The sequence below is a fragment of the Saccharibacillus endophyticus genome (assembly GCF_013185185.1).
GTDB classification, from domain to species: domain Bacteria; phylum Bacillota; class Bacilli; order Paenibacillales; family Paenibacillaceae; genus Saccharibacillus; species Saccharibacillus endophyticus.
This window is the reverse complement of the sequence record NZ_JAAZWE010000002.1, coordinates 881354-901604: the sequence shown is the minus strand read 5'-3', so window position 1 is coordinate 901604 and position 20251 is coordinate 881354. Positions and strand designations below refer to the sequence as shown.

Here is a 20251-nt window from a genome sequence, read left to right as displayed (position 1 = left end):
TTACCCGATTCGCTATGTGGATTTTTGCAAAATCTTTGACTATGATAAGAGAAGGTGTTTTCATATTCGAAATTTTCATTTTACATAAGGATGAAAACTTGGGGGTCGCAAAGAAATGGATGGATTTACGCAGAAACTGGAACAATACGCGGAGCTGGTCGTAAAGGTAGGGGTCAACATTCAGAAGGGGCAAGTGCTTCATCTGCAATCCCCGATCGAAGCGGCGGAGTTCACGCGATTGGTCGTTCAAAAAGCATACGAAGCGGGAGCGAAGTATGTCGAGATCGAATGGGAAGACGAAGCGTCGACGCGCCTGCGCTACGAATACGCTTCGGAGGATACGTTCGACTATTACCCGACGTTCAAAGCCGAAGCGCTGGAAAAGCTGGCCGCCGAAGGCGGAGCGGTCATGCATATCAAAGTCCCCGACCCGGAACTGTACCGAGGCATTGACTCTTCCCGCGTGGCGCGGGCAACCAAAGCGGCGGCCGCGGCACGCAAAGGTTACCAGCAGTTCGTGCGCACGAATCAACTGGCATGGTGCCTGATCAAAGCGCCGACTCGGGCCTGGGCGAACAAAGTATTTGCGGATCTGCCGGAGAGCGAACGCGTGGACGCGATGTGGGAAACCATTTTCCGAATGAATCGGGTCGGCGAAGGCGATGCGGTACAGAATTGGCAAAACCATATTCAGACGCTGAAAGACATGCAGGCCAAATTGAACGAGAAAAACTACAAAAGCTTGCACTATCGCGCGCCGGGTACGGATCTCAAAGTCGAGCTGGCACCGAATCATCTATGGCTCGGCGGCGGCGACACCAATCGTGCAGGCGTGTATTTCGTAGCCAACATGCCGACCGAGGAAGTGTACACGATGCCGAATCGCACGGGCGTCAACGGAACGGTCACGTCCACCATGCCGCTTAACCTGAACGGGCGTTTGGTCGAAAAGCTGTCGCTGACTTTCGAAAACGGCCGCGTGATCGCATTCGATGCCGAATCCGGACGCGAGCATCTGGAGTCGCTGCTCGATACGGACGAAGGCGCGAAATATCTCGGCGAAGTGGCACTGGTGCCGTACGACTCGCCGATCTCCAACCTGAACCGCGTCTTTTACAACACGGGAATCGACGAAAACGCGTCCTGCCATTTTGCGCTCGGCAGCTGCTACCCGGTCAATATGAAAGGCGGAGCGGAACTGACGCAAAACGAGCTGCTGGCACGCGGCGGCAACTCGAGCCTGACTCACGTGGACTTCATGGTCGGCTCGAACCAGATGGACATCGACGGCGAACTGCAGGACGGGACGGTCGAGCCAGTGTTCCGCGCAGGGCAGTGGACGATTTGAATTCTGATTTTGCAAAATCTTTTAATTAAAAATTCATCAATCTCGTCACATAATATGATACATTAAAAGAAGGAGGGATGGGCATGGAGGAGCAGTATCAGCGCCAACTTGAGGAGCAAAAGCGGCTGTTCAAACAGCTCGGCATCAAGCTCGACGCTTTGCAAATTCATGAGAAGGACTTTCCCGTCAAAATGCGCGGGTATACGAAAGAGGACGTCGATGCGTTTCTGGACGACGTCATCCTCGATTACGAGCGGTTTTATCAGGTGATTTCCGACTTGTTGGACAAGTACAACGCGCTTCAGCGCCGTCAGGGTTACGATCTGGAGAAGAAAGACGCCGAGATCGCGAGACTTGCGGAAAAAGCGAAAGTGCAGGACTATCTGGTTGACCGTCGCATCGTGGATGAAGCCGTGCAGGACATGGAACGCGCGCTTCAAGCGGCAAAACGTCGGATGCGTCCGGGTGCGGGCGATTCGTACAACGATCCTTACTGAAGCGGCGGGCGTAACCTTTTACGAGTATATCCGATCAGCGCGGACGGACCCTTTCCCGAAACCGAGAGGAGAATGCGCATATGGAACGAATCGAGAGCTTGGAACAATATAATCAACAAATCGGCGGAGACGGCCTGACCGTCATCAAGTTCGACACCAATTGGTGCCCGGACTGCAAAAACCTGGACCGTTTCATCGGCGGCATCATCGAAAACAACCAGGACAAGCAGTTCTTCGCGATGGACGCGGAGAAATTCCAAGAGGTAGCCGAGTCGAACGAAGTACGCGGCATCCCGAGCCTGCTCGTGTTCAAAAACGGCGAAAAAATCGCCCACCTGCACAGCAAATTCGCCAAAACCCCGACTCAAGTATCCGAATATCTGGAGTCGATCGGCAAGTAAATAAGGAAAAAAGAGCCGTTCGATCACGATCGAACTTCGCTCGACTGGAAACGAACTCGCCCCACTTAATTGTGGAGCGAGTTCGTTTTTCTTTGGGAAAGAAGGACGGCTTTCGTCCGGTTCTTTTAAGAGTGAAGAAGAATTTTCGTAAAAGAAGCGAACCTAGCGGAGGGAGAAATTCAGTGAAAAACGCCTTTGAACTTGGAAAACCTACACTTAAAATTTCATTCCAGTTTTCCAAGTGAGACAGCGTCTTGAACGAATTTCTCCCGCAGCGCCTCTCTGCTCGCACGAATAGTATTTGGACGGTCCCCAGCCGTCCTTTTTGCTATGAAAAATTCGAAGCGAAAATGGAACCTATTTGATCCCCCGCGTGTTCTTATGGTCGAGTGATCACTACACAGAGGGGCAAAGGAAGTGAGAAACGTTGGACGATAAAGAACTTTTTGAAACCCATAAAGAGGCGGTCTACCATTACTGCCTGTACATGCTTCGCAGTCGCGCGGACGCGGAGGATGTCTGTCAGGAGGTATTCGTCAAAGCACTGATAGCGGACCGAAGTGGCATCGAATACGTGAAAGCATGGCTGATGAAGATCGCGGCTAACGAGTGCCATTCGATGCTCCGGCGCAGAACGAACGGCGAGATCAAGGAAAAGCGGGCGTTCTGGCTAGGCATGCCGCTGCGTTCTCCGCAATCGGTCGAGCAGGCGTACGAACGGCTCGAGACGTCGGGCGAGTTCGAGGAACTGTTGGGACGACTGAAGCCGAAGCTGCGCGAGGCGCTGCTGCTGTATTATATGGCGGACCTGTCCACGAACGAGACGGCGGATGCGCTAGGCGTACCGATCGGAACGGCCAAGTCAAGAATCAGTCGGGGATTGAAATCGTTAAAAAAGTTTGCGGAAAAAGAATCGGCGATGCCGGAGAAAGAAGGTGACGGTCGTGCTTCGAGCTACTGAAAACGAAACGGAAAAGAAGCTGCGCGGATTGAAAAAAGAAAATCCGAACTACGACGCGATGTGGAGCCGGATTCGATTGGAGGCGGACAAGAGGGGATCGGGTTGGCAGGAACAGACTGCCGCGCCGATCCGCAAAGAGTCGCCGAAGAAAAGATGGGTCATGCCTGTAGCATGCGCGGCGCTTGCAGCCGTAATCGCATTGGGAGCCGCAGCTTCTCAAGGGTATTTGGAACATTTGATTCCGGATACGAAAGCCGCACCGCTCGGTCAGTCGATTGGCGCACAGGCGGAAGTGGACGGGATTATGTTGAAAGTGAACAGTGCGGTTCAAGGGATGGATCGAAGCTACGGACAAAGCGAAGCGCAAAAAAGAATGGTACTCGACTTGTCGCTCAGCGGTTTCGGCAGCGAAAACGTGCGCTACGCGGCATTCGATAAAGCGTCGATCACCGATCTCGATACCGGCAAAAAGCTGGAATTGAGCATGGGCGATTTCAATACGGACGATGTTCGCAGCGTCGGAGATTGGGAAGCCAATCGGACGCTGAACACGACGTCGAGAGTGACCGGAGATCTCGACGATACGGAAGGGCAACATCGCTATCGTCTGGAAACGTCCGGCTTGTACATGATTCGCCGCGCGACTGTTCCGATCGAGGGCAGCGTGAAGCTGGGCGAAGAATATACCGTGCTGCCGGATCGGGATTTCAAAATCAAAATCACTGATATCGATTGGGATCAGAAGCAAGGGCTGATGAAGATCAAGTTCCTGCCGAACGAAAACGTGCCGAGACTCGACACGGAGGATTCGGCCACGCTCGGGATGGATCGGGGGATTTCGGTCAACCTGAAAGTGGGCGATAAAGATCTGGGACCGGGCAGTTGGGGCGAACCCGTCGAACCGGAGCCGGGCGTGAGCGAAGCGGAAGGCGAGTACAACATTCAAGGACTGACCGAAGACCAGATCGCCGACATGACGATGACGTTCAGTTACGCGGAGCCGGTCCGGGTCATCGAAGGGCCGTGGACGATCGATTTCACGCTCGATTCGTCGAAAGCCATCGTTCAAACGGAAACGATTCCCGTCGAAGACGCGTCGGAGCTGACGGAGAAGACCGGCTGGACGCTGGGCGACGCGCAGTTAGACGCTTACGGCGTTACGATTCCGGTTTATCGGAATGAAGAAGATTCGGAAACCGGATGGAAAGACGGTCAGGTCGTCGATTACAGCATCTCCATCACCGACGGCGAGGTCACGACTTCCGGTTCTCAAGATCCGGTTCCGAGCATGCGGATCCTGCAGGGACGGGAAGGCGAGCAGGAGTATATCAAATTCGGCGTGCAGGGCATGTCCAAAAACGCGACGGCCGGTCAAATGACCTATGACTATTGGGAAAGTTATGATTTCCGAAACAAGCCCTTAACCGCCACGTTCAGCAATGCTTGGGTCGTGCGCCGGCACGACGACTATTGGAAACAGATTCCGATTCCGACGGAAAAAGAACAACCAACGACGGATACCCTTCCGGAAGGTCTGCCGATCAAGTACATCGTGCACCGCGAAGGAAGCGACGTGCTCGTGCAGGTTCAAAGACCGGACGGCATGAATATCTATGAAGGCATCCGATTGAAAGTCGACGGAAAATCCTATGCTCACGATACGGATGCATTCGAGGAAAAGTCGATTCGGAATACCGAAACGGGATTTTACGATCGCGTGTACGTTTTCGACAACGTGCCGGAAGGCGAGAAGTTCGAACTCGGGCTTCAAGCCTACGGCACGGTCGACGACTCGAAAAACGCTACAGTCATCATCCGCAAATAAAACATCGTTCGAAAACCGCCCGGGATTTGCGACCCGGGCGGTCTTTTTTGCGTATATAGAAGATCAGCATGAAAGAGGTGAGAGCATGATTGTTATTCCTCCGATCGTCGTCGCTTTGGCTGTTCTCCAGTGGCTGCTGGATCGAATCCTGTTGCAGAGCAAAGAAAAACTGTGGGACGTGGACGGAGACGGTTTTAAACCTTATGTAGGGTTCATGATCGTCAGCGCCGTTGCGGTCATCGCTTTTTTGATTGGATTCTCCGCGCCTCACGGCTATTTCTGGTTTGCAGGGCTGATTACCGCGCTGTTCGCGGTACGCTCCGTGTTCGAACGCAAGTATATACCGGGAGCGCATGCGCATATCGTGTCCTATTGGATGGGCGGCTTGGCATTTGTGGTAACCGTGCTGCTCGCGATCGGCATTTACGTTTAACGGTTGGTTGATCATCGAGTGAAGGCGGCCGTCGGGGAAATTCCCGGCGGCTTTTTCGCGTTCGCCTTTTTGGAAGCAGGCGTATCATTAAAGTTTTCGGCGAATCATCAAACGGGAACTTCTTCGCCGTTTCGGAAGTCCTCTATACGAAGCGCGCGCTCATTCATGATCTTGAAGGAGGCAAACGGAAGTCGATAAGGATGTGAGAAGAGGGATGAACGACCTGGAGTTGTTCGAACATTATAAAACGACGGTATATCGATACTGTCTGTACATGCTCAAACATAAAGGCGATGCGGAAGACATCTGCCAGGAGGTTTTCGTGAAAGCGATGTTGGCGGACCGAAGCGATCTTCGCAATGAAAAAGCTTGGCTGCTGAGGATCGCGGCCAACGAATGCCACAGCCTCATGCGGCGCAGGAGCCGAGGAAGGGATAAGGAGCAACAAGTTTTTCTCCAGAACGATCCGCTCCGGCATGCCCTATCGGTTGAAACTGCTTATGAACGTCGCGAAACGGCAGTCGAATTCGGTTCGCTGCTCGGGCAGGTCAAGCCGAAATTTCGGGAAGTCCTGCTGCTGTATTACATGGCGGATCTGCCGATGGCGGAGGTGGCCGAAATGCTGGGTCTGCCGCTCGGAACCGTCAAATCAAGAATTAACCGGGGATTGCGGTCGCTCAGGAAGCTGAAGGAAGAACAAGATATACACGTGAAGAAAGGAAGCGATGTTCATGTCTCGAATTACTGATCCGGCTGCGGAGCAGGAACTGCGCGAATTGGAAGACGACAATCCGGATTACGCCGGCATGCGAAGACGGATTCTCCTCGAAGTCGACAAGCGAAGATCCGGATGGAAAGCCGAAAGCGTATCTGCGGAAAAAAGATCGTTACGCCGAGGATGGACCATGTCTGCGGGAGCGGGCGTGTTGGCTTGCGTAGCCGTTGCAGGCGTACTGTTTTGGCAAACGGACACAGCGACCGAACCTGCATCTACAGTGACTTCAAACTTAAACGAAACGAGCAAAGCCTACACGGCGCCTGCCGGGCAAGCATTGGAAGCTTCGGCTACGGTCGACGGGATCAAGCTGACGATCAACAACCTGATTCAAGGACATTTTCAAGGCAGGTCTACAACGGAAAAACCAAGCGACAGACTGGTGCTGCAAATGAGTCTGAGCGGTCTGAATGTGCCGAACGCCGAATACGCCGGGTTCGCATCCACGCGCCTGACGGATCTGGACAGCGGAGCAACGCAGGAATGGAAAGGAGCCAGCTTCGACCTGCGGCAAGGCATGCAGAACGTGTCTGACGCTCAAGTGTTCGACGGGGATTGGGCCGAGGAAGGGCAGGCTCGCCGTTTCCGTTTCGAAACGAGCGATCTGTATACGGTACGTCGCCACGATATTTCGCTTGAAGGTGTTGTTAAGGATCAAACCGAATACCCCATTCCTTCACTCCAAGGCGCGTCCGTATTGCTCACCGATTCGAAATGGGACGAAGAGCAAGGGCTGTTGACCTTAAATTATAAGCTTCAAGGAACGGAGGCTTACAGTTTGTCTTCGCTTCCGGAATCCTTGTTTTCCGAGACTCAAACACAGCTTCTTTTAAATACCGGCACCCGAACCATAGCACCCACTTCAGGCACTAGGGGAGATGATGCGTTCAGTATGAATTACGAGTTGTACGACATGAGCGCCGAAGAGCGTCAAGCTTTGACTTTAACTTATAGTTACGCCGAAACGGTTGAAAAGATCGAAGGGTCTTGGCAGATGGATTTCACGCTCGACGGAACGCAGGCTCAAGAACGGGTGGTTCAAATCACGCCGGAAAACGCTTCGGAAATCGAACAAAAAATCGGATGGAAGCTTGGGCAAGCCGATGTCAGCGCCTATGGCGTGTATCTTCCGATCGAAAGAGAACGGAAGGACCGGAAGCTGCACGACGGTCTTGTTCTATATTATGAAAAATCGGTACTTGTTGCGGAAGGTTTCGAATCCTGGCAAGGTGAACATGCAGAACATCCTTCGCTCCTATCTTCCGGCCAAGCGGCTCAAGGGCAGGAGGCGTTATCTTTCCGATTCATGAGCGAAGCCGTGCGCAATCTGACTACGGGGCCGCTGGCGATTCGTCTGCAAAATGCCCTAGTGGTTCGCGAAGCACCGACAGGGAGCGGAACCGTTCTTGCCGCTCCGACGCAACAAGAACAACGGATCGATGCCGAACTTCCGGACGGCAGCATCTTGCATTACCGTTATTCGCGCGAAGGCGACGTTCTTAAAGTCATTACGGAAACGGAAAATTCGCTGCATCTGCTGGAAGCCCCTATCGTGAACGCAAACGGCGATACCTATCGGGCGGACGGCAAATCGTCTTATGCGCATTACCGTCCGAACGGCGATTACCGGGTCGACGTGTACCCGAACGTTCCGCAGGGCGTTGATCCCGAACTTGTATTGGGCTTGTACAGTCAGATCGATCCGTCGCTGGATACGGAGATCGTGCTGCGCAAATAACGATCGGCCGGCCGCGTGTTCGCGCATGCCGTCGCGTCAAACCCGTTTCTTTCCGATCCGGAAAAGAAACGGGTTTTTCGATTTGTTCAAAAGGCGAACCGTTTTTCCCGCCCGCAAGTCTCTATAACGAGCAAACGATAAAAAAGAGACAAAGGACGTGGGAAACCGTGGACGATCATAAGTTGTTCGAAACGTATAAAGAAGACATATACCGATACTGCTTGCATATGCTGCGAAGTCAGTCGGACGCGGAAGATATTTGTCAGGAAGTGTTCGTCAAAGCGATGCTGGCGGACCGGATCCAAGTCGAATATATCAAAGCCTGGCTGATGCGCATCGCGGCCAATGAGTGCCATTCGTTGATGCGGCGGCGCAGCAACGGGAATCAAAAAGAAAAAAAGGCGTTCTCGATCAACTTGCCGCTGCATCCGTCGCCGTCGGTGGAGCAGGCGTACGAACAAGCCGAAACGGCCGACGAATTCGGCAGGCTGCTGGACAAGCTGAACCCCAAACCCCGGGAAGCGCTGCTGTTGTATTACATGGCCGATCTGTCGACGAACGATACGGCACGGACGCTGAACGTTCGGGTCGGGACGGCCAAGTCGAGAATCAACCGGGGATTGGGAGTATTGAAAAAACTGTACGAAAAATTACCGGAAGCGCAGAGGAAAGGAAGTGGGCATCGTGCTTCGAGTTACTGAGCAGCAGATCCGTCAAGGACTGCGCGGGCTGCCGGACGGCAGTCCCGATTATGAAGCCATATGGCAGCGGATTTGCACGGAAGTAAAGCTGCGGCGTTCCGGTTGGAACGAGCAGCCCGGTTTGCCGGCGGAAAAGCCGACCGCCTCGCGTGCCCGCCGATGGGTGGTAGCGGCGTCCGCGGCGGCGGTCATGGCCGCGTCCGGAGGAACGGCCGTGTATTTCGACCATGCCGCGAACCGGGCATGGACTGCCGCCGACGCGGGACAAAAGTTGGAAGCTTATGCCGAAGCCGAAGGCGTCCGGTTGACGTTGAACAACGCGGCGATCGGTCGTCAACCTTTAACGGAAGAAGAGCAGATGTCGCTTCGCATGAGTTTGCGAGAGACGGCGGGCAGAAGCTTCGAACTCGCCGAGTTCGGAGAATCGACTTTAACGGATCTGGATACCGGACAAAAGCTGGAGATCTCGGGAACGAAGCGAAATATCTTCCGTCGCGACGCGCAAGGCGAAGAGCCCGTGTTGACCCAGTATTTCTCGGGCAGCCTGCCCGCGACCGGAGAAACGAAAAGGTACCGGTTGACGATGAAGGATTTATTTTTCAATCAGACGGTCGAGACGCCGCTGGAAGGCGAGTTTGCGGCAGGCAGCGAATACGTCGCGATCCCGGAAGAGGATCTGAAGATCAAGATCACCGCTTACGACTGGGTGTCGGGCGGCAATCGGCTGAATCTGAAATACGAAGCGAATCGGGACTGGCCGGATTCGCAAAGCGGCGATCTGCCGTCCGTTTTTTCCAAAGAACCGGGCAAGATCGTGATCAAAAACGGCGAAAAGCCGCTGACTTCGCCGGTATGGGGGTCGATCGGTGCCGAACAAACCTGGTCACGGAACACCTCGTTCACGTTCCGAAAACCTGAAGGGCAGCAGATCGAAGACTTATCGTTCGCTTATGCGTACGTGAGAACGACCGACAAAGCAAGCGGCGAATGGACGATCGATTTCGCGGTCGAAGGATCGCAAGCGGCCGAATCGAATTACACCCTCAAGATCGACGGGCAGCAGGCGCTTGAAGAGCGGACGGGCATGACGCTGCCGGAAGCCGTCGTCAGCCCGTTCGAAGTGAGCATTCCCGTGAATCGCCAAGAGGGGAATAACGGGCTGCCCGGCGGGCGATTTTTGTTTTATCGGGATATCTTATTACAGGTGGATGATCTGGAAATCACCGGCTTTCAGGCTCCGATACCCGGCCAACCTTACGTGCCGCCGGGCATCGATCCGAAAAGCCCGGAAAACATCGCGTTCGATCTGGTTCCCGACGCCGTCACCGATCTGAGCGGGAAGACGTTGACGCTGAAGCTGCGAAATGCGGTAGTCGTGAACGAATATCCCGACGTGTGGACCGGGATCGAGCCGCCGGGCGATCAAGGTCAGTCGTTTTCCGAAACGATGCCCGATCAGAGCGTAATGGCTTATAAAGTCACGCGAAAAGGCAAAGACGTGCATGTCCAAACGCTGACCGAAAACAAATTCTACCTGATCGGCGGCACGCATTTGAAAGTCGACGGCCGTATGTACGAAAGCGATCTGAACGAAACGTCGAGCAAATACGGCGGCGATTTCGGCTACCGGATCGACGTGTTCAAAAACGTGCCGGAAGGCAGCGATTTTTCGATCAACGCGGGCTCTTACGGCGTTTACGATTCTTCGCGCGATCTCGATCTTCCGATCTCCGATTAAGCCTTCGGAATCATACCGAACATTCCGCTCCTTTTCGCACGATGAAAAGGAGCGTTTTTTTGAATTTTTTTGAAAAGCGAACTGTTTCTCCGACTCGCGAGTCTCTATAAAAGGGATAAATCATAAAGAGGGGCGAAGGGCGTGAGAAATGGTGGACGATAATACGTTATTTCGGACGTACAAAGAAGACGTATACCGATACTGCTTACATATGCTGCGCAACCAGACGGACGCGGAAGATATCAGTCAGGAAGTGTTCGTCAAAGCGATGCTGGCGGATCGGAGCCAAGTCGAATATATCAAAGCCTGGCTGATGCGCATCGCGGCCAACGAGTGCCATTCGTTGATGCGGCGGCGCAACAAAGGGAATCAAAAAGAGAAAAAAGCATTTTCGATCCATCTGCCGCTGCGTCCGTCGCAATCGGTGGAGAACGAATACGAGCGGGCCGAGACCGCCGACGAGTTCGGAGAGCTGCTCGCCCGGTTGAAGCCCAAAGTTCGCGAAGCGATGCTGCTGTACTATATGGCCGACCTGTCGACGGTAGAAACCGCGAAAGCGCTGGATATTCCGGTAGGGACGGCCAAATCGAGAATAAACCGGGGCTTGAAAATGTTGAAAAAGCTGTACGAAAAATCGTCGGATTCGCGAGGGAAAGGAAGTGACCACCATGTCTCGAATTACTGAACAGCAAGTACAACGGCGGATGCGCGAACTTTCGGACGGCAGCCCGGATTATGACGAGATGTGGAGTCGAATTCAATTGGAAGTGAAGCGTCGGCGTTCAGGTTGGAGCGAACAGTCGAACACGCCGCCAAAAGAAAAACGCGGCATTTCGCGCGCCCGCCGTTGGGTGATGGCTGCATCTGCCGCCGCAATTCTCGCGACGGCCGGAGGAGCGGCCGTTTATTTCAATCCGTTGACGCAGCAAGAAGACATCGCGATCGAAATGGGTCAACAGGTCGGGGTTTCGGCCGAGGTCGACGGTATCGAAGTGACGTTAAACAGCTTAGTCGTAGGGCGTAAGCCGTCGGAACAGGACAATCAACTCGCGCTGCACCTGAGTCTGGCCGATTTGCAAAACCGCGGGTTCACTACGTTCGAATTCGAACAAATGACATTGACCGATTTGGATAGCGGCGAGAGTCTGCCGATGCTTGGAGAACGAAGTTTGTTCCAACCGGACGGCGAAGATCTGACGAACCAGACGCTTACTCAATATTTCGAAAGCAATCTGTCCGCGGACAGCCAGAATAAAAAGTATCGGTTAACGCTAAAAAACTTAACCTATTCAACGATCCGGATCGTCGATACGATTCCTGGAGATTGGAACATCGATTTCACGGTCGAAAACGGGGAAGCTGTCACTTTCGGGTATACCCTGCCGATCGAAGAACAGGCGGCTCTCGAAGAACGCACGGGAATGAGACTGGAAGCGGCGGAAATCGGTCCTTTCGAACTGCGGATTCCGTTGATTCGCGCACAAAAAAACGCCGCGGACGGTTCCGAATTTCTGTACTATGAAGAGGTGAGTCTGCGAGTGGACGAAAAAGAAGTCAAAGGCAGATGGGATCCTAGGCCGATGAATGCGAATATGCTCGCAGATACCGGCCCGAACGCTCAGGAAGCTCTTTACTTCAATTTCGTGGATTACGCGGTGGACGATGTGAGAGATCGATCTTTGACGCTTCAATTGCGGAATGCGGCAGTGGTCAACGAATATGCCGATATTTGGACGCCTATTGCTCCTCCGACCGATCAAGCGCAGCGTCTCCAACAAACGATGCCGGATCAAAGCATCATGGATTATAAAGTGACCCGAGAAGGCAATGACGTACATGTTCAGACGTTGACCAAAAACAAGTTCCAAATGATGAGCGGAACAAAACTCAAAGTCGACGGCAAGACGTATCCGTCCGACCCCAAACAAGCCAGCAACAAGTACACCGGCGACTTCGGATACCAAATCGACGTATTTCCGAACGTTCCGGAAGGCAGCGAGTTTTCGATCAACGCGGGAACGTACCGCATTCAAGATTCTTCGCGGGATTTGGATATTCCGATTTCCGACTAATTATCGGCAAATCAAAGGTTGAAGCATGTTGGGGCATGCGATAAAAGGCAAAAGAAAAAGGAAAACCTTTGCGGTTTTCCTTTTTTGCGCGATGTCGGCGCATCACGGTCAAGAACTTAAACTTCCGCCCCGTTTTCCTTCGCCCATCCGTTCAATTTCGCATCACTCGGCAGCAGGAACGTCAGCACGCCGAGCAGCGGCAGATAGCTGCAAAACTGCATGACCGTAGCAACGCCCGCGACGTCCATCCAATTGCCGAGCACCAATCCGCCGAGACCGCCCATGCCGAAGGCAAGGCCCGTGACCAGACCGGACACCGCGCCGACGCGGCCCGGGATCAGCATTTGGGCATAGACGACCGATACGGAAAAGCTCGACAGGAGCGCGAATCCGATCAGCGCCAGCAGAATGCCTGTCCACGTCAGATCGGCGTACGGAAGCGCCAACGTCAGCGGGGCGGCGACGATCATGGATCCGAACAGCACGTTGCGCTTGCCGATCCGGTCGGCCAACGGTCCGCCGAAAAAGGTTCCGACCGCTCCCGCGGCCAAGAACAGAAATACGTAAATTTGCGCGTCGGCGATGCTGACCGCAAATACGTCGCGCAGATAAAACGCGTAATAACTGCCGACGGAGGTCACGTACCACGAGCGGACGAATACGAAAAGAAGCAGAACCGTCATCGCGGAAGCCACTTTCTTGCGAATCGCCGGGTCCATCGCTTTTTTGACGACCGTCTTTTTCGTCTGTGCCGCCACTTTCAGCGTGCGTCCGTACCAGCGGGCGATAAAGATCTGCACGACGATCCCGAGCGCCGCAAGCCCCGTGAACCAGATCGCGCCGAATTGACCGAGCGGGATAAAGATCATGCGGGTCAGCAGCGGAGCCAGCGATTGGCCCGCGTTGCCGCCGACCTGGAAGATCGACTGCGCCAGGCCGCGGCGCGGACCGGCGGCCATATGCGAGACGCGCGAACCTTCCGGGTGGAAGGCCGCGGAACCTAACCCTACGAAGATGACCGCGATAATGACGCCGGCGTAATTCGGCGCGTACGCGAGCAGCAGCATGCCCGTCAGCGTCGAAGCCATCGCCATCGGCAGCAGCGCGGGCGTCGGCCTTTTATCCGCGAACAATCCGATCACCGGCTGCATGATCGAAGCCGTGAAGTTGATTGCGAACAAAATCCAGCCGAGCTGCCCGTAGCTCAGCTGCATGGAATCCTGCAAGATCGGCATGATCGCCGGAATGACGGATTGCATCGAATCGTTGAACAAATGCACCAGACTGATCGCGAACAGCACGCCGTATACCGTATTGCGGGAACGTCCGTCGGACGCGCCGGGAGCGGAAGATTCCTTCGAGGCAGAGCGATCCGAGGCATCCGGATCGATCCGTTCGGCTTTGGCGCCGTTTTTGACAAGCATAATAGAAGTACCTCCAAATCGACGCAGGTCGTTCGAATGAGCAAAAGCCGAAAGGCTTTTCGCTGATGAACGAAAGGCCGCATTGACTGAATTTTCCGGTTATGTAGGGTTTACGTTCGGAATGTGTATCATTTTAGGCCAAGCTGCGGTATCCGGCAAGACTTCTTTGAACGATTCGAACAAGCAAGTAAATCGGTGAATGCGGTTGACGCCGTTTTCGGCTAGTGCTATGATAGCCGCGAGGCTTGTTACCGGTAATGCGGGCAATACCCACGATGAATTGACGAGACGTACAGACGGGAGTCCAGGCTCCTTTATCCGGACGTACGCTTTTTTCATTGTAGGTATTGCCCTTTTTGGTGCTTATCCCGAACTAAGCTGCTTCCGTCGAAGACGGCGGGACGATCGCCCGGCTTTTTATTTCGGGATAGGCACTTAATCCTCAAAAACAGGTGGTCCATGTGATAATTAAGCAGATTTTCAATAACAATATCGTCAGCACCGAAGATGAAAAGAATCAAGAACTGCTGATCCTCGGCCGGGGAATCGGGTTCAATTCGAAAGTCGGCGATCCCGTCGATGAAGAGCGGATCGAGAAAGTCTTCCGTTTGCAGGACGAGGTGCTGTACGAGAAGTTCAAAGCCACGATCATGGAAGTTCCGATCGATATTCTGCAAGCGACCGACGATATCGTGACGCTCGCGCGCATGCAGCTCGGCAAAACGATCAGCGACGGCATCTACGTTTCGCTGTCGGATCATATCCATTTCGCGATTCAGCGGATGAAGGACGGCATGATCGTTCGCAACCCGCTGTCGTGGGAGATCCAGCATTTTTACAAAGCGGAATATGACGTGGCCAAAGAATCGCTGAACGTGCTGAAGGAACGTCTCGGCGTCGATTTTCCCAAAGAAGAGATTTGCAACATCGCGCTGCATTTCGTCAATGCGGAAGTCAACGACTCGATGAACGACGTGACGCATCTGATGCAGCTTTTGCAGGAGATCATGAACATCGTCAAGTACCACTACGGCGTGGAACTTGACGAGGACAGCGTGAATTACTTCCGTTTTATCACGCATCTCAAATACTTCTGCCAGCGCGTCGTGACGCATTCCAGCCATGAGGACGTCGAGGAATATCTATACGAGATCGTAAAAAAGAACTACCCGGAAGCCTTCGCCTGCATCGGGAAGATCGAACGTTTTATCCGCAAAAATTACCAGTACGACATGACCCACTCCGAGCAGCTCTATCTGTCTCTGCATCTGGAGCGTCTCATGAAAAACCGAACTTCATAACGCAAAGTGTGCGGATCCCAAAGCCGATTCGCACACTAAAAGGGCTTGTTACTGTTCAATCAGGCAATACCCGGACGAATACGGATGCACCGCAGCGCGGGAGACGTCTATTCGTTCGGGTATTTTTTGTGCCTGCGCATCGCAATTCACATTATGGGGGAACGAACATGAACAATCAGGAGACGGCCAAAAAGATTATCGAATCCGTCGGCGGACTACATAACGTCAACTCGGTCTATCACTGCATCACCCGTTTGCGTTTCAGTCTGAAAGACAATGACAAAGCGAACGCGGCCGAGTTGAAAAAGCTGGACAAAGTGATGGGAACCAACATCGCGGGCGATCAATACCAGGTCATCATCGGAAACGACGTGGCTAAAGTATTCAACGCCATGGCGCAGGAATACCCGTCGCTGAAAGGCGATGCCGCGCCTGCTCCCCAAACTTCCGGTCAAAAGAAAACGAAAAATCCGATCTCGCGTTTGTTCGACTTTATCGCGGGCGTATTCGCGCCGATCCTTCCGGCGATTGCCGGCGCGGGCCTGCTCAAAGGTTTCGTGGCGCTGTTCGTCGCATGGAACTGGATGTCCGTCGATACCGACGTTTACCGCATCATTTCGGCGATCGGCGACGGCGTATTCTACTTCCTGCCGATCCTGATCGCCGTCAGCGCATCGCGCAAATTCGGCGCCAATCCGTACGTCGGGATCGCCGTCGTCGCCGCGCTGCTGTACCCGGATATGGGCGCGTTGTTATCGTCCGGCAATCCCGTATCGTTCCTCGGCCTGCCGGTCACGGCGGTTACGTATTCGTCGACGGTCATTCCGATTCTGTTGGCGATATGGCTGATGGCTTACGTGGAAAAATGGGTCGATAAAATCATGCCGTCTTCGGTCAAGCTGCTGTTCGTTCCGCTGATTACGTTGGTCGTCGTGGTGCCGATCACGCTGATCGCGATCGGACCTCTGGGTACCGTGATCGGTAACGGCCTGTCCGGCGGCATCAACTGGCTGCTTGCGAGCGGCGGGGTTGTCGGCGGCGTCATCCTGGGAGGTGCCATGGCCCTGATCGTCATGACGGGCATGCACTACGCGATCGTTCCGGTCATCCTGAGCAATCTGGCAACGGTAGGCTTCGATAAATTCCTGCCGCTGACGTATATCTCGAATATGGGTCAAGCGGGCGCGACCTTCGGCGTATTTTTCCGTGCCAAAGATAAAAAGCTCAAATCCGTAGCGCTCTCGACCAGCTTCACAGCTCTGATGGGCGTGACCGAGCCTGCGATGTACGGCGTCAACATGACGTACAAAAAGCCGTTCATCGCCGGCATGATCGGCAGTGCCGCAGGCGGGGCATTCGCGATGGGCTTCGGCGTCAACGCGTATGTCTTGGCGGGTAACGGCGGTCTTCCGGGCCTGCCAGCCATGATTGGACCGACATTCATTTATGCGATTATCAGTATGGCAATCGCCTTTGTCGTAGCAACGGCAGTGTCATTGATCCTGGGCATCAAAGAAGACATTCCGGTTCCGGACGCGACCAACTTCGGCGCTAAAAAAGCAGAGCCTGCGCAAGCCGCGACTTCTTCGCCGGCAGCATCCGATATCACCGTCGTTGAAGAGCCTGCCAAAATCCCGGCAACCAACGAAATCATTCTGTCGCCGATGAACGGCCGTTCGATTCCGCTGACCGAAGTGGCCGATCCGACCTTCGGCGACGAACTGATGGGCAAAGGGATCGCCTTCGTTCCGTCGGAAGGCCTTCTGACTTCGCCGGTCAACGGCACCGTAATGAATATTTTCAAAACCAAGCACGCCATCGTGATCCACAGCGACTCCGGCGCGGAGCTGCTGATCCACGTGGGCATCAACACCGTCAAGCTCCGCGGTCAATACTTCGAAGCGCTGGTGGAATCGGGTACGAAGGTCATGGCTGGTGATCCAATCTTGAACTTCGATCTGGAGAAGATCGCGGCAGAGTACGATACGACAACCGCGATGGTCGTGACGAACACGCCGGATTACGCGGTCGTGGAAGCGCTGGAAATCGGCGATGTAGCCGTGACGAAGCCTGTACTGAAGGTTGAAGTGTAAAGCGAAGCACGCAAAAGGTGAAGCTGCTGCAGATGCAGCAGCTTCACCTTAACTCTCAATCATTTCTGAATTTGAAAACGAAAAGGAGCGCTAACCCATGACAAAACCAACAATGTTCCCTGCCGATTTCCTCTGGGGCGGCGCGATTGCGGCCAGCCAAGCAGAAGGCGGATTCGACCAAGGCGGAAGAGGCATGTCCACGTCGGATATGGTTCCCTACTTCAATAAACAGAATTATACGGACCTGAGCTCCCAAATGAGCCGCTCCAGCGATTCGATCGCCGAAGCCATGGCCTACAAAAGCGCAAAAGGCTATCCGAAGCGCTACGGCATCGACTTCTACGGCCGCTATAAAGAAGACATCGCGTTGTTCGCCGAACTCGGCTTCAAAACGTTCCGCATGTCGATCTCATGGAGCCGTATCTTCCCGACCGGAACCGAGACCGAGCCGAACGAAGAAGGACTGCGTTACTACGATTCGGTGTTCGAAGAGCTGAACAAGCACGGCATCGAGCCTCTGGTGACGATGTCGCACTATGATATGCCGATTCATCTGTCGCTTGAATACGGCGGTTGGAAAAACCGTGAAGTGATCGACTTGTTCGTCCGCTACGCCGAGACGCTGCTGACGCGCTACAAAGGCAAAGTGAAATATTGGTTGACGTTCAACGAGATCAACACGACGATTATCGAGCCCTACACGGGCGGCGGATTGATCATGGACCGCGAAAGCAACCCGCGCGAAGCTTCGTATCAAGCGGTGCATCACCAATTTATCGCGAGCGCGTTGGCGACGAAAGCCGCTCGCGCCATCGATCCGAACGTTCAAGTCGGCTGCATGCTGGCCCGCATGATCCATTATCCGGCGACAAGCAGCCCGGACGACGTGCTGGCGGCGCAGTTCGAGAACCAACTGAACCTGCTGCACACGGACGTTCAGGTACGCGGGGCTTACCCGCCGATCGCCAAGCGCTACTTCGCGGAAAACAACATCAATCTGGTCATGGAACGCGGTGACGAAGAAATCCTCCGCCAGCACACCGTCGACTTCATCTCGTTCAGCTACTATACCTCCCTGGTGGCCGCAGCCGATCCGAGCAAATACGGCGTCACCGGCGGCAACCTGTACAGCACGATCAAAAACCCGAACCTGCCTGTCACCCAATGGGGCTGGCACCTCGACCCGGTCGGTCTGCGCACCACGCTCAAAGACATGTACGACCGCTACGAAGTGCCTCTGTTCATCGTCGAAAACGGCCTAGGCGCCAAAGACACCCTGGAAGCCGACGGCTCGATCAACGACGATTATCGGATCGACTACATGCGCCAACATATCGAGCAGATCGGCGAAGCCATCCTCGACGGCGTCGACGTGATGGGCTACACCGTCTGGGGCGTCATCGACATCGTCAGCGCCTCGACCTCCGAAATGTCCAAACGGTATGGAGTAATCTACGTGGATCAGGACGACGAAGGCAACGGCACGCTGAACCGTTCGAAAAAGAAGAGCTTCGATTGGTACAAAAACGTGATCGCGACGAACGGGGTGGAGTTGAACTAAAAACGTTCACTCATTCCTCTGCGCATCTCGATCGCTGCCAATAGTCCTGCTGTTTGATATAAATAAAAAAAGCCTGCTTTCGGAATCTACCGAAAGCAGGCTTCTTCATGTTCTTCTTCCTTACCTCTAACCGGAAGCGTACCGGTGCGGAGGGGGAAATTCAGTGTAGGAGCGTTAGCGTTCGCCTTTGTATTTGGGAAGCTTCCTTGCAAAATCCAATTCTGCTTCCCAAATGCAACACGCGACCGAAACGAATTTCCCCCGTAGCACACCTTCTTACGCTTCCTCCACCTCAAACCCAGCCTGCTTCCAAGCCGCAGTCCCGCCGTCGATAAACGCCACGTCCGTAAAGCCCATCAGCTTCAGCGCGTAAGCTCCCAGAGCCGCTTGTCCGCCTGCGCCGCAGGTCACCAGGATCGGACGGTTCCGATCGCTTAACCGCTCGTCGCGCAGTTCCGCAGGCACGCCGAGATCGGCGCGGATCGGCAGCATGCCGAGCGAAATGTTCGCGCTGCTCGGGATCAGTCCGCAGGCGCCGGCGTCTGTCGCGTCCTGTACGTCGATGATGAACGTATCCGGATTCGCGTTGATTTTCTCGCGCGCTTCCTGGGAAGAAACAGCGGGTACGTTGTTTCTCGCTTGGGTTACCATATCCGTAAATGTCAAAGCCATGTTTATTCATCCTCCTCGAAATAGGGTTGCATCCGTTACTCTTTTACCCAAAGTCAGCTTCTTCCAAAGCAGCTTAGATAAAGTTTTGCCAAATCTTATTTTACACAAAAAATGCCTTGCGCACCAGAATTAATTCGGATGCGGCAAGGCAGTCGTCTGTTTTGGTCGAGTAGCAGGGCGAGAACGCCCGGATTTCCGCTTTAGCGGTTGTCTACCTTTTCCGGGTAAAGATCGTGGTTCGTCAGTCGGTTGAACGCCATCTCTTCGTATTTCGTGCCCGGCTTGCCGTAATTCGTATACGGGTCGATCGAAATGCCGCCGCGCGGCGTGAACTTGCCCCATACCTCGATATAGCGCGGGTCCATCAGCTCGATCAAGTCGTTCATGATGATGTTCATGCAATCCTCGTGGAAATCGCCGTGATTGCGGAAGCTGAACAGGTACAATTTAAGCGATTTGCTTTCCACCATTTTCACGTCCGGGATGTAGCTGATGTAGATCGTGGCAAAGTCCGGTTGACCGGTAATCGGGCACAGGCTGGTGAACTCCGGGCAGTTGAATTTCACGAAGTAATCGCGGTACGCATGCTTGTTGTCGAACGATTCCAGAATGCCCGGGTCGTATTCGAACGCGTATTTCGTGCCCTGATTGCCCAGCAGCGTCAAATCTTCAAGTCCGTCTTGGCGGGAGTGGCTCATGTGTCAGTCTCCT

Annotated in this window: 18 protein-coding genes; 15 read left to right on the top strand and 3 right to left on the bottom strand. The window is 54.1% G+C overall.

Annotation, left to right across the window (positions count from 1 at the left end):
- Positions 1–115: 115 nt before the first annotated feature.
- The 12 genes from HRQ63_RS09935 (at position 116) to HRQ63_RS09880 (ending at position 12489) form a co-directional block, all read left to right on the top strand.
- A complete protein-coding gene (locus tag HRQ63_RS09935) occupies positions 116–1348 on the top strand; it encodes an aminopeptidase (RefSeq protein WP_172242599.1) in 1233 nt (410 codons plus the stop codon).
- Positions 1349–1431: 83 nt separating this feature from the next.
- Positions 1432–1845: a DivIVA domain-containing protein gene (locus tag HRQ63_RS09930; RefSeq protein WP_172242596.1), complete on the top strand. Its 414-nt coding sequence runs from the start codon at positions 1432–1434 to the stop codon at positions 1843–1845.
- An 80-nt stretch (positions 1846–1925) separates the two neighbouring features.
- A complete protein-coding gene (locus HRQ63_RS09925; RefSeq protein ID WP_172242593.1) occupies positions 1926–2246 on the top strand; it encodes a thioredoxin family protein in 321 nt (106 codons plus the stop codon).
- A 427-nt stretch (positions 2247–2673) separates the two neighbouring features.
- Positions 2674–3207: an RNA polymerase sigma factor gene (locus HRQ63_RS09920; protein ID WP_172242590.1), complete on the top strand. Its 534-nt coding sequence runs from the start codon at positions 2674–2676 to the stop codon at positions 3205–3207.
- The gene (locus HRQ63_RS09915) at positions 3191–5032 is read left to right on the top strand and encodes a hypothetical protein (RefSeq protein WP_172242587.1); all 1842 of its coding nucleotides are present in this window, start codon (positions 3191–3193) and stop codon (positions 5030–5032) included. The genes HRQ63_RS09920 and HRQ63_RS09915 overlap by 17 nt, the downstream gene beginning before the upstream one ends.
- Before the next feature lie 85 nt (positions 5033–5117).
- The gene (locus tag HRQ63_RS09910; protein ID WP_172242584.1) at positions 5118–5465 is read left to right on the top strand and encodes a DUF4181 domain-containing protein; all 348 of its coding nucleotides are present in this window, start codon (positions 5118–5120) and stop codon (positions 5463–5465) included.
- 214 nt (positions 5466–5679) lie between these two features.
- On the top strand, positions 5680–6213 hold the full coding sequence (locus HRQ63_RS09905; protein ID WP_172242581.1) for an RNA polymerase sigma factor: 534 nt from the start codon (positions 5680–5682) through the stop codon (positions 6211–6213).
- Positions 6197–7978, top strand: coding sequence for a hypothetical protein (locus HRQ63_RS09900; RefSeq protein WP_172242578.1), 1782 nt, complete (start codon positions 6197–6199; stop codon positions 7976–7978). Before HRQ63_RS09905 ends, HRQ63_RS09900 begins: the two co-directional genes overlap by 17 nt.
- Before the next feature lie 167 nt (positions 7979–8145).
- The gene (locus tag HRQ63_RS09895; protein WP_172242575.1) at positions 8146–8679 is read left to right on the top strand and encodes an RNA polymerase sigma factor; all 534 of its coding nucleotides are present in this window, start codon (positions 8146–8148) and stop codon (positions 8677–8679) included.
- Positions 8663–10417 carry a hypothetical protein gene (locus HRQ63_RS09890; protein ID WP_172242572.1) on the top strand — a complete coding sequence of 585 codons (1755 nt, stop codon included), beginning with the start codon at positions 8663–8665 and terminating at the stop codon, positions 10415–10417. Before HRQ63_RS09895 ends, HRQ63_RS09890 begins: the two co-directional genes overlap by 17 nt.
- 148 nt (positions 10418–10565) lie before the next feature.
- Positions 10566–11102, top strand: coding sequence for an RNA polymerase sigma factor (locus HRQ63_RS09885; protein ID WP_216673880.1), 537 nt, complete (start codon positions 10566–10568; stop codon positions 11100–11102).
- A complete protein-coding gene (locus HRQ63_RS09880; RefSeq protein ID WP_172242569.1) occupies positions 11086–12489 on the top strand; it encodes a hypothetical protein in 1404 nt (467 codons plus the stop codon). Before HRQ63_RS09885 ends, HRQ63_RS09880 begins: the two co-directional genes overlap by 17 nt.
- Positions 12490–12605: 116 nt before the next feature.
- Here HRQ63_RS09880 and HRQ63_RS09875 read toward each other — a convergent pair whose 3' ends face one another.
- Entirely contained in the window at positions 12606–13913 is a 1308-nt protein-coding gene (locus tag HRQ63_RS09875; protein WP_172242566.1) for an MFS transporter, read from the bottom strand.
- Positions 13914–14374: 461 nt separating this feature from the next.
- Here HRQ63_RS09875 and licT point away from each other — a divergent pair, with 461 nt between their 5' ends.
- The 3 genes from licT (at position 14375) to HRQ63_RS09860 (ending at position 18868) form a co-directional block, all read left to right on the top strand.
- Entirely contained in the window at positions 14375–15214 is an 840-nt protein-coding gene (gene licT / locus HRQ63_RS09870) for a BglG family transcription antiterminator LicT (protein WP_172242563.1), read from the top strand.
- 167 nt (positions 15215–15381) lie between these two features.
- The gene (locus HRQ63_RS09865; protein ID WP_172242560.1) at positions 15382–17307 is read left to right on the top strand and encodes a beta-glucoside-specific PTS transporter subunit IIABC; all 1926 of its coding nucleotides are present in this window, start codon (positions 15382–15384) and stop codon (positions 17305–17307) included.
- Positions 17308–17404: 97 nt separating this feature from the next.
- Positions 17405–18868 carry a glycoside hydrolase family 1 protein gene (locus tag HRQ63_RS09860; protein ID WP_172242557.1) on the top strand — a complete coding sequence of 488 codons (1464 nt, stop codon included), beginning with the start codon at positions 17405–17407 and terminating at the stop codon, positions 18866–18868.
- A 276-nt stretch (positions 18869–19144) separates the two neighbouring features.
- Here the strand turns inward: HRQ63_RS09860 and HRQ63_RS09855 are convergent, their stop codons facing one another.
- Positions 19145–19540 carry a rhodanese-like domain-containing protein gene (locus tag HRQ63_RS09855; RefSeq protein WP_037283728.1) on the bottom strand — a complete coding sequence of 132 codons (396 nt, stop codon included), beginning with the start codon at positions 19538–19540 and terminating at the stop codon, positions 19145–19147.
- Positions 19541–19740: 200 nt separating this feature from the next.
- The gene (queF, locus tag HRQ63_RS09850) at positions 19741–20238 is read right to left on the bottom strand and encodes a preQ(1) synthase (protein WP_172242554.1); all 498 of its coding nucleotides are present in this window, start codon (positions 20236–20238) and stop codon (positions 19741–19743) included.
- Positions 20239–20251: the final 13 nt, after the last annotated feature.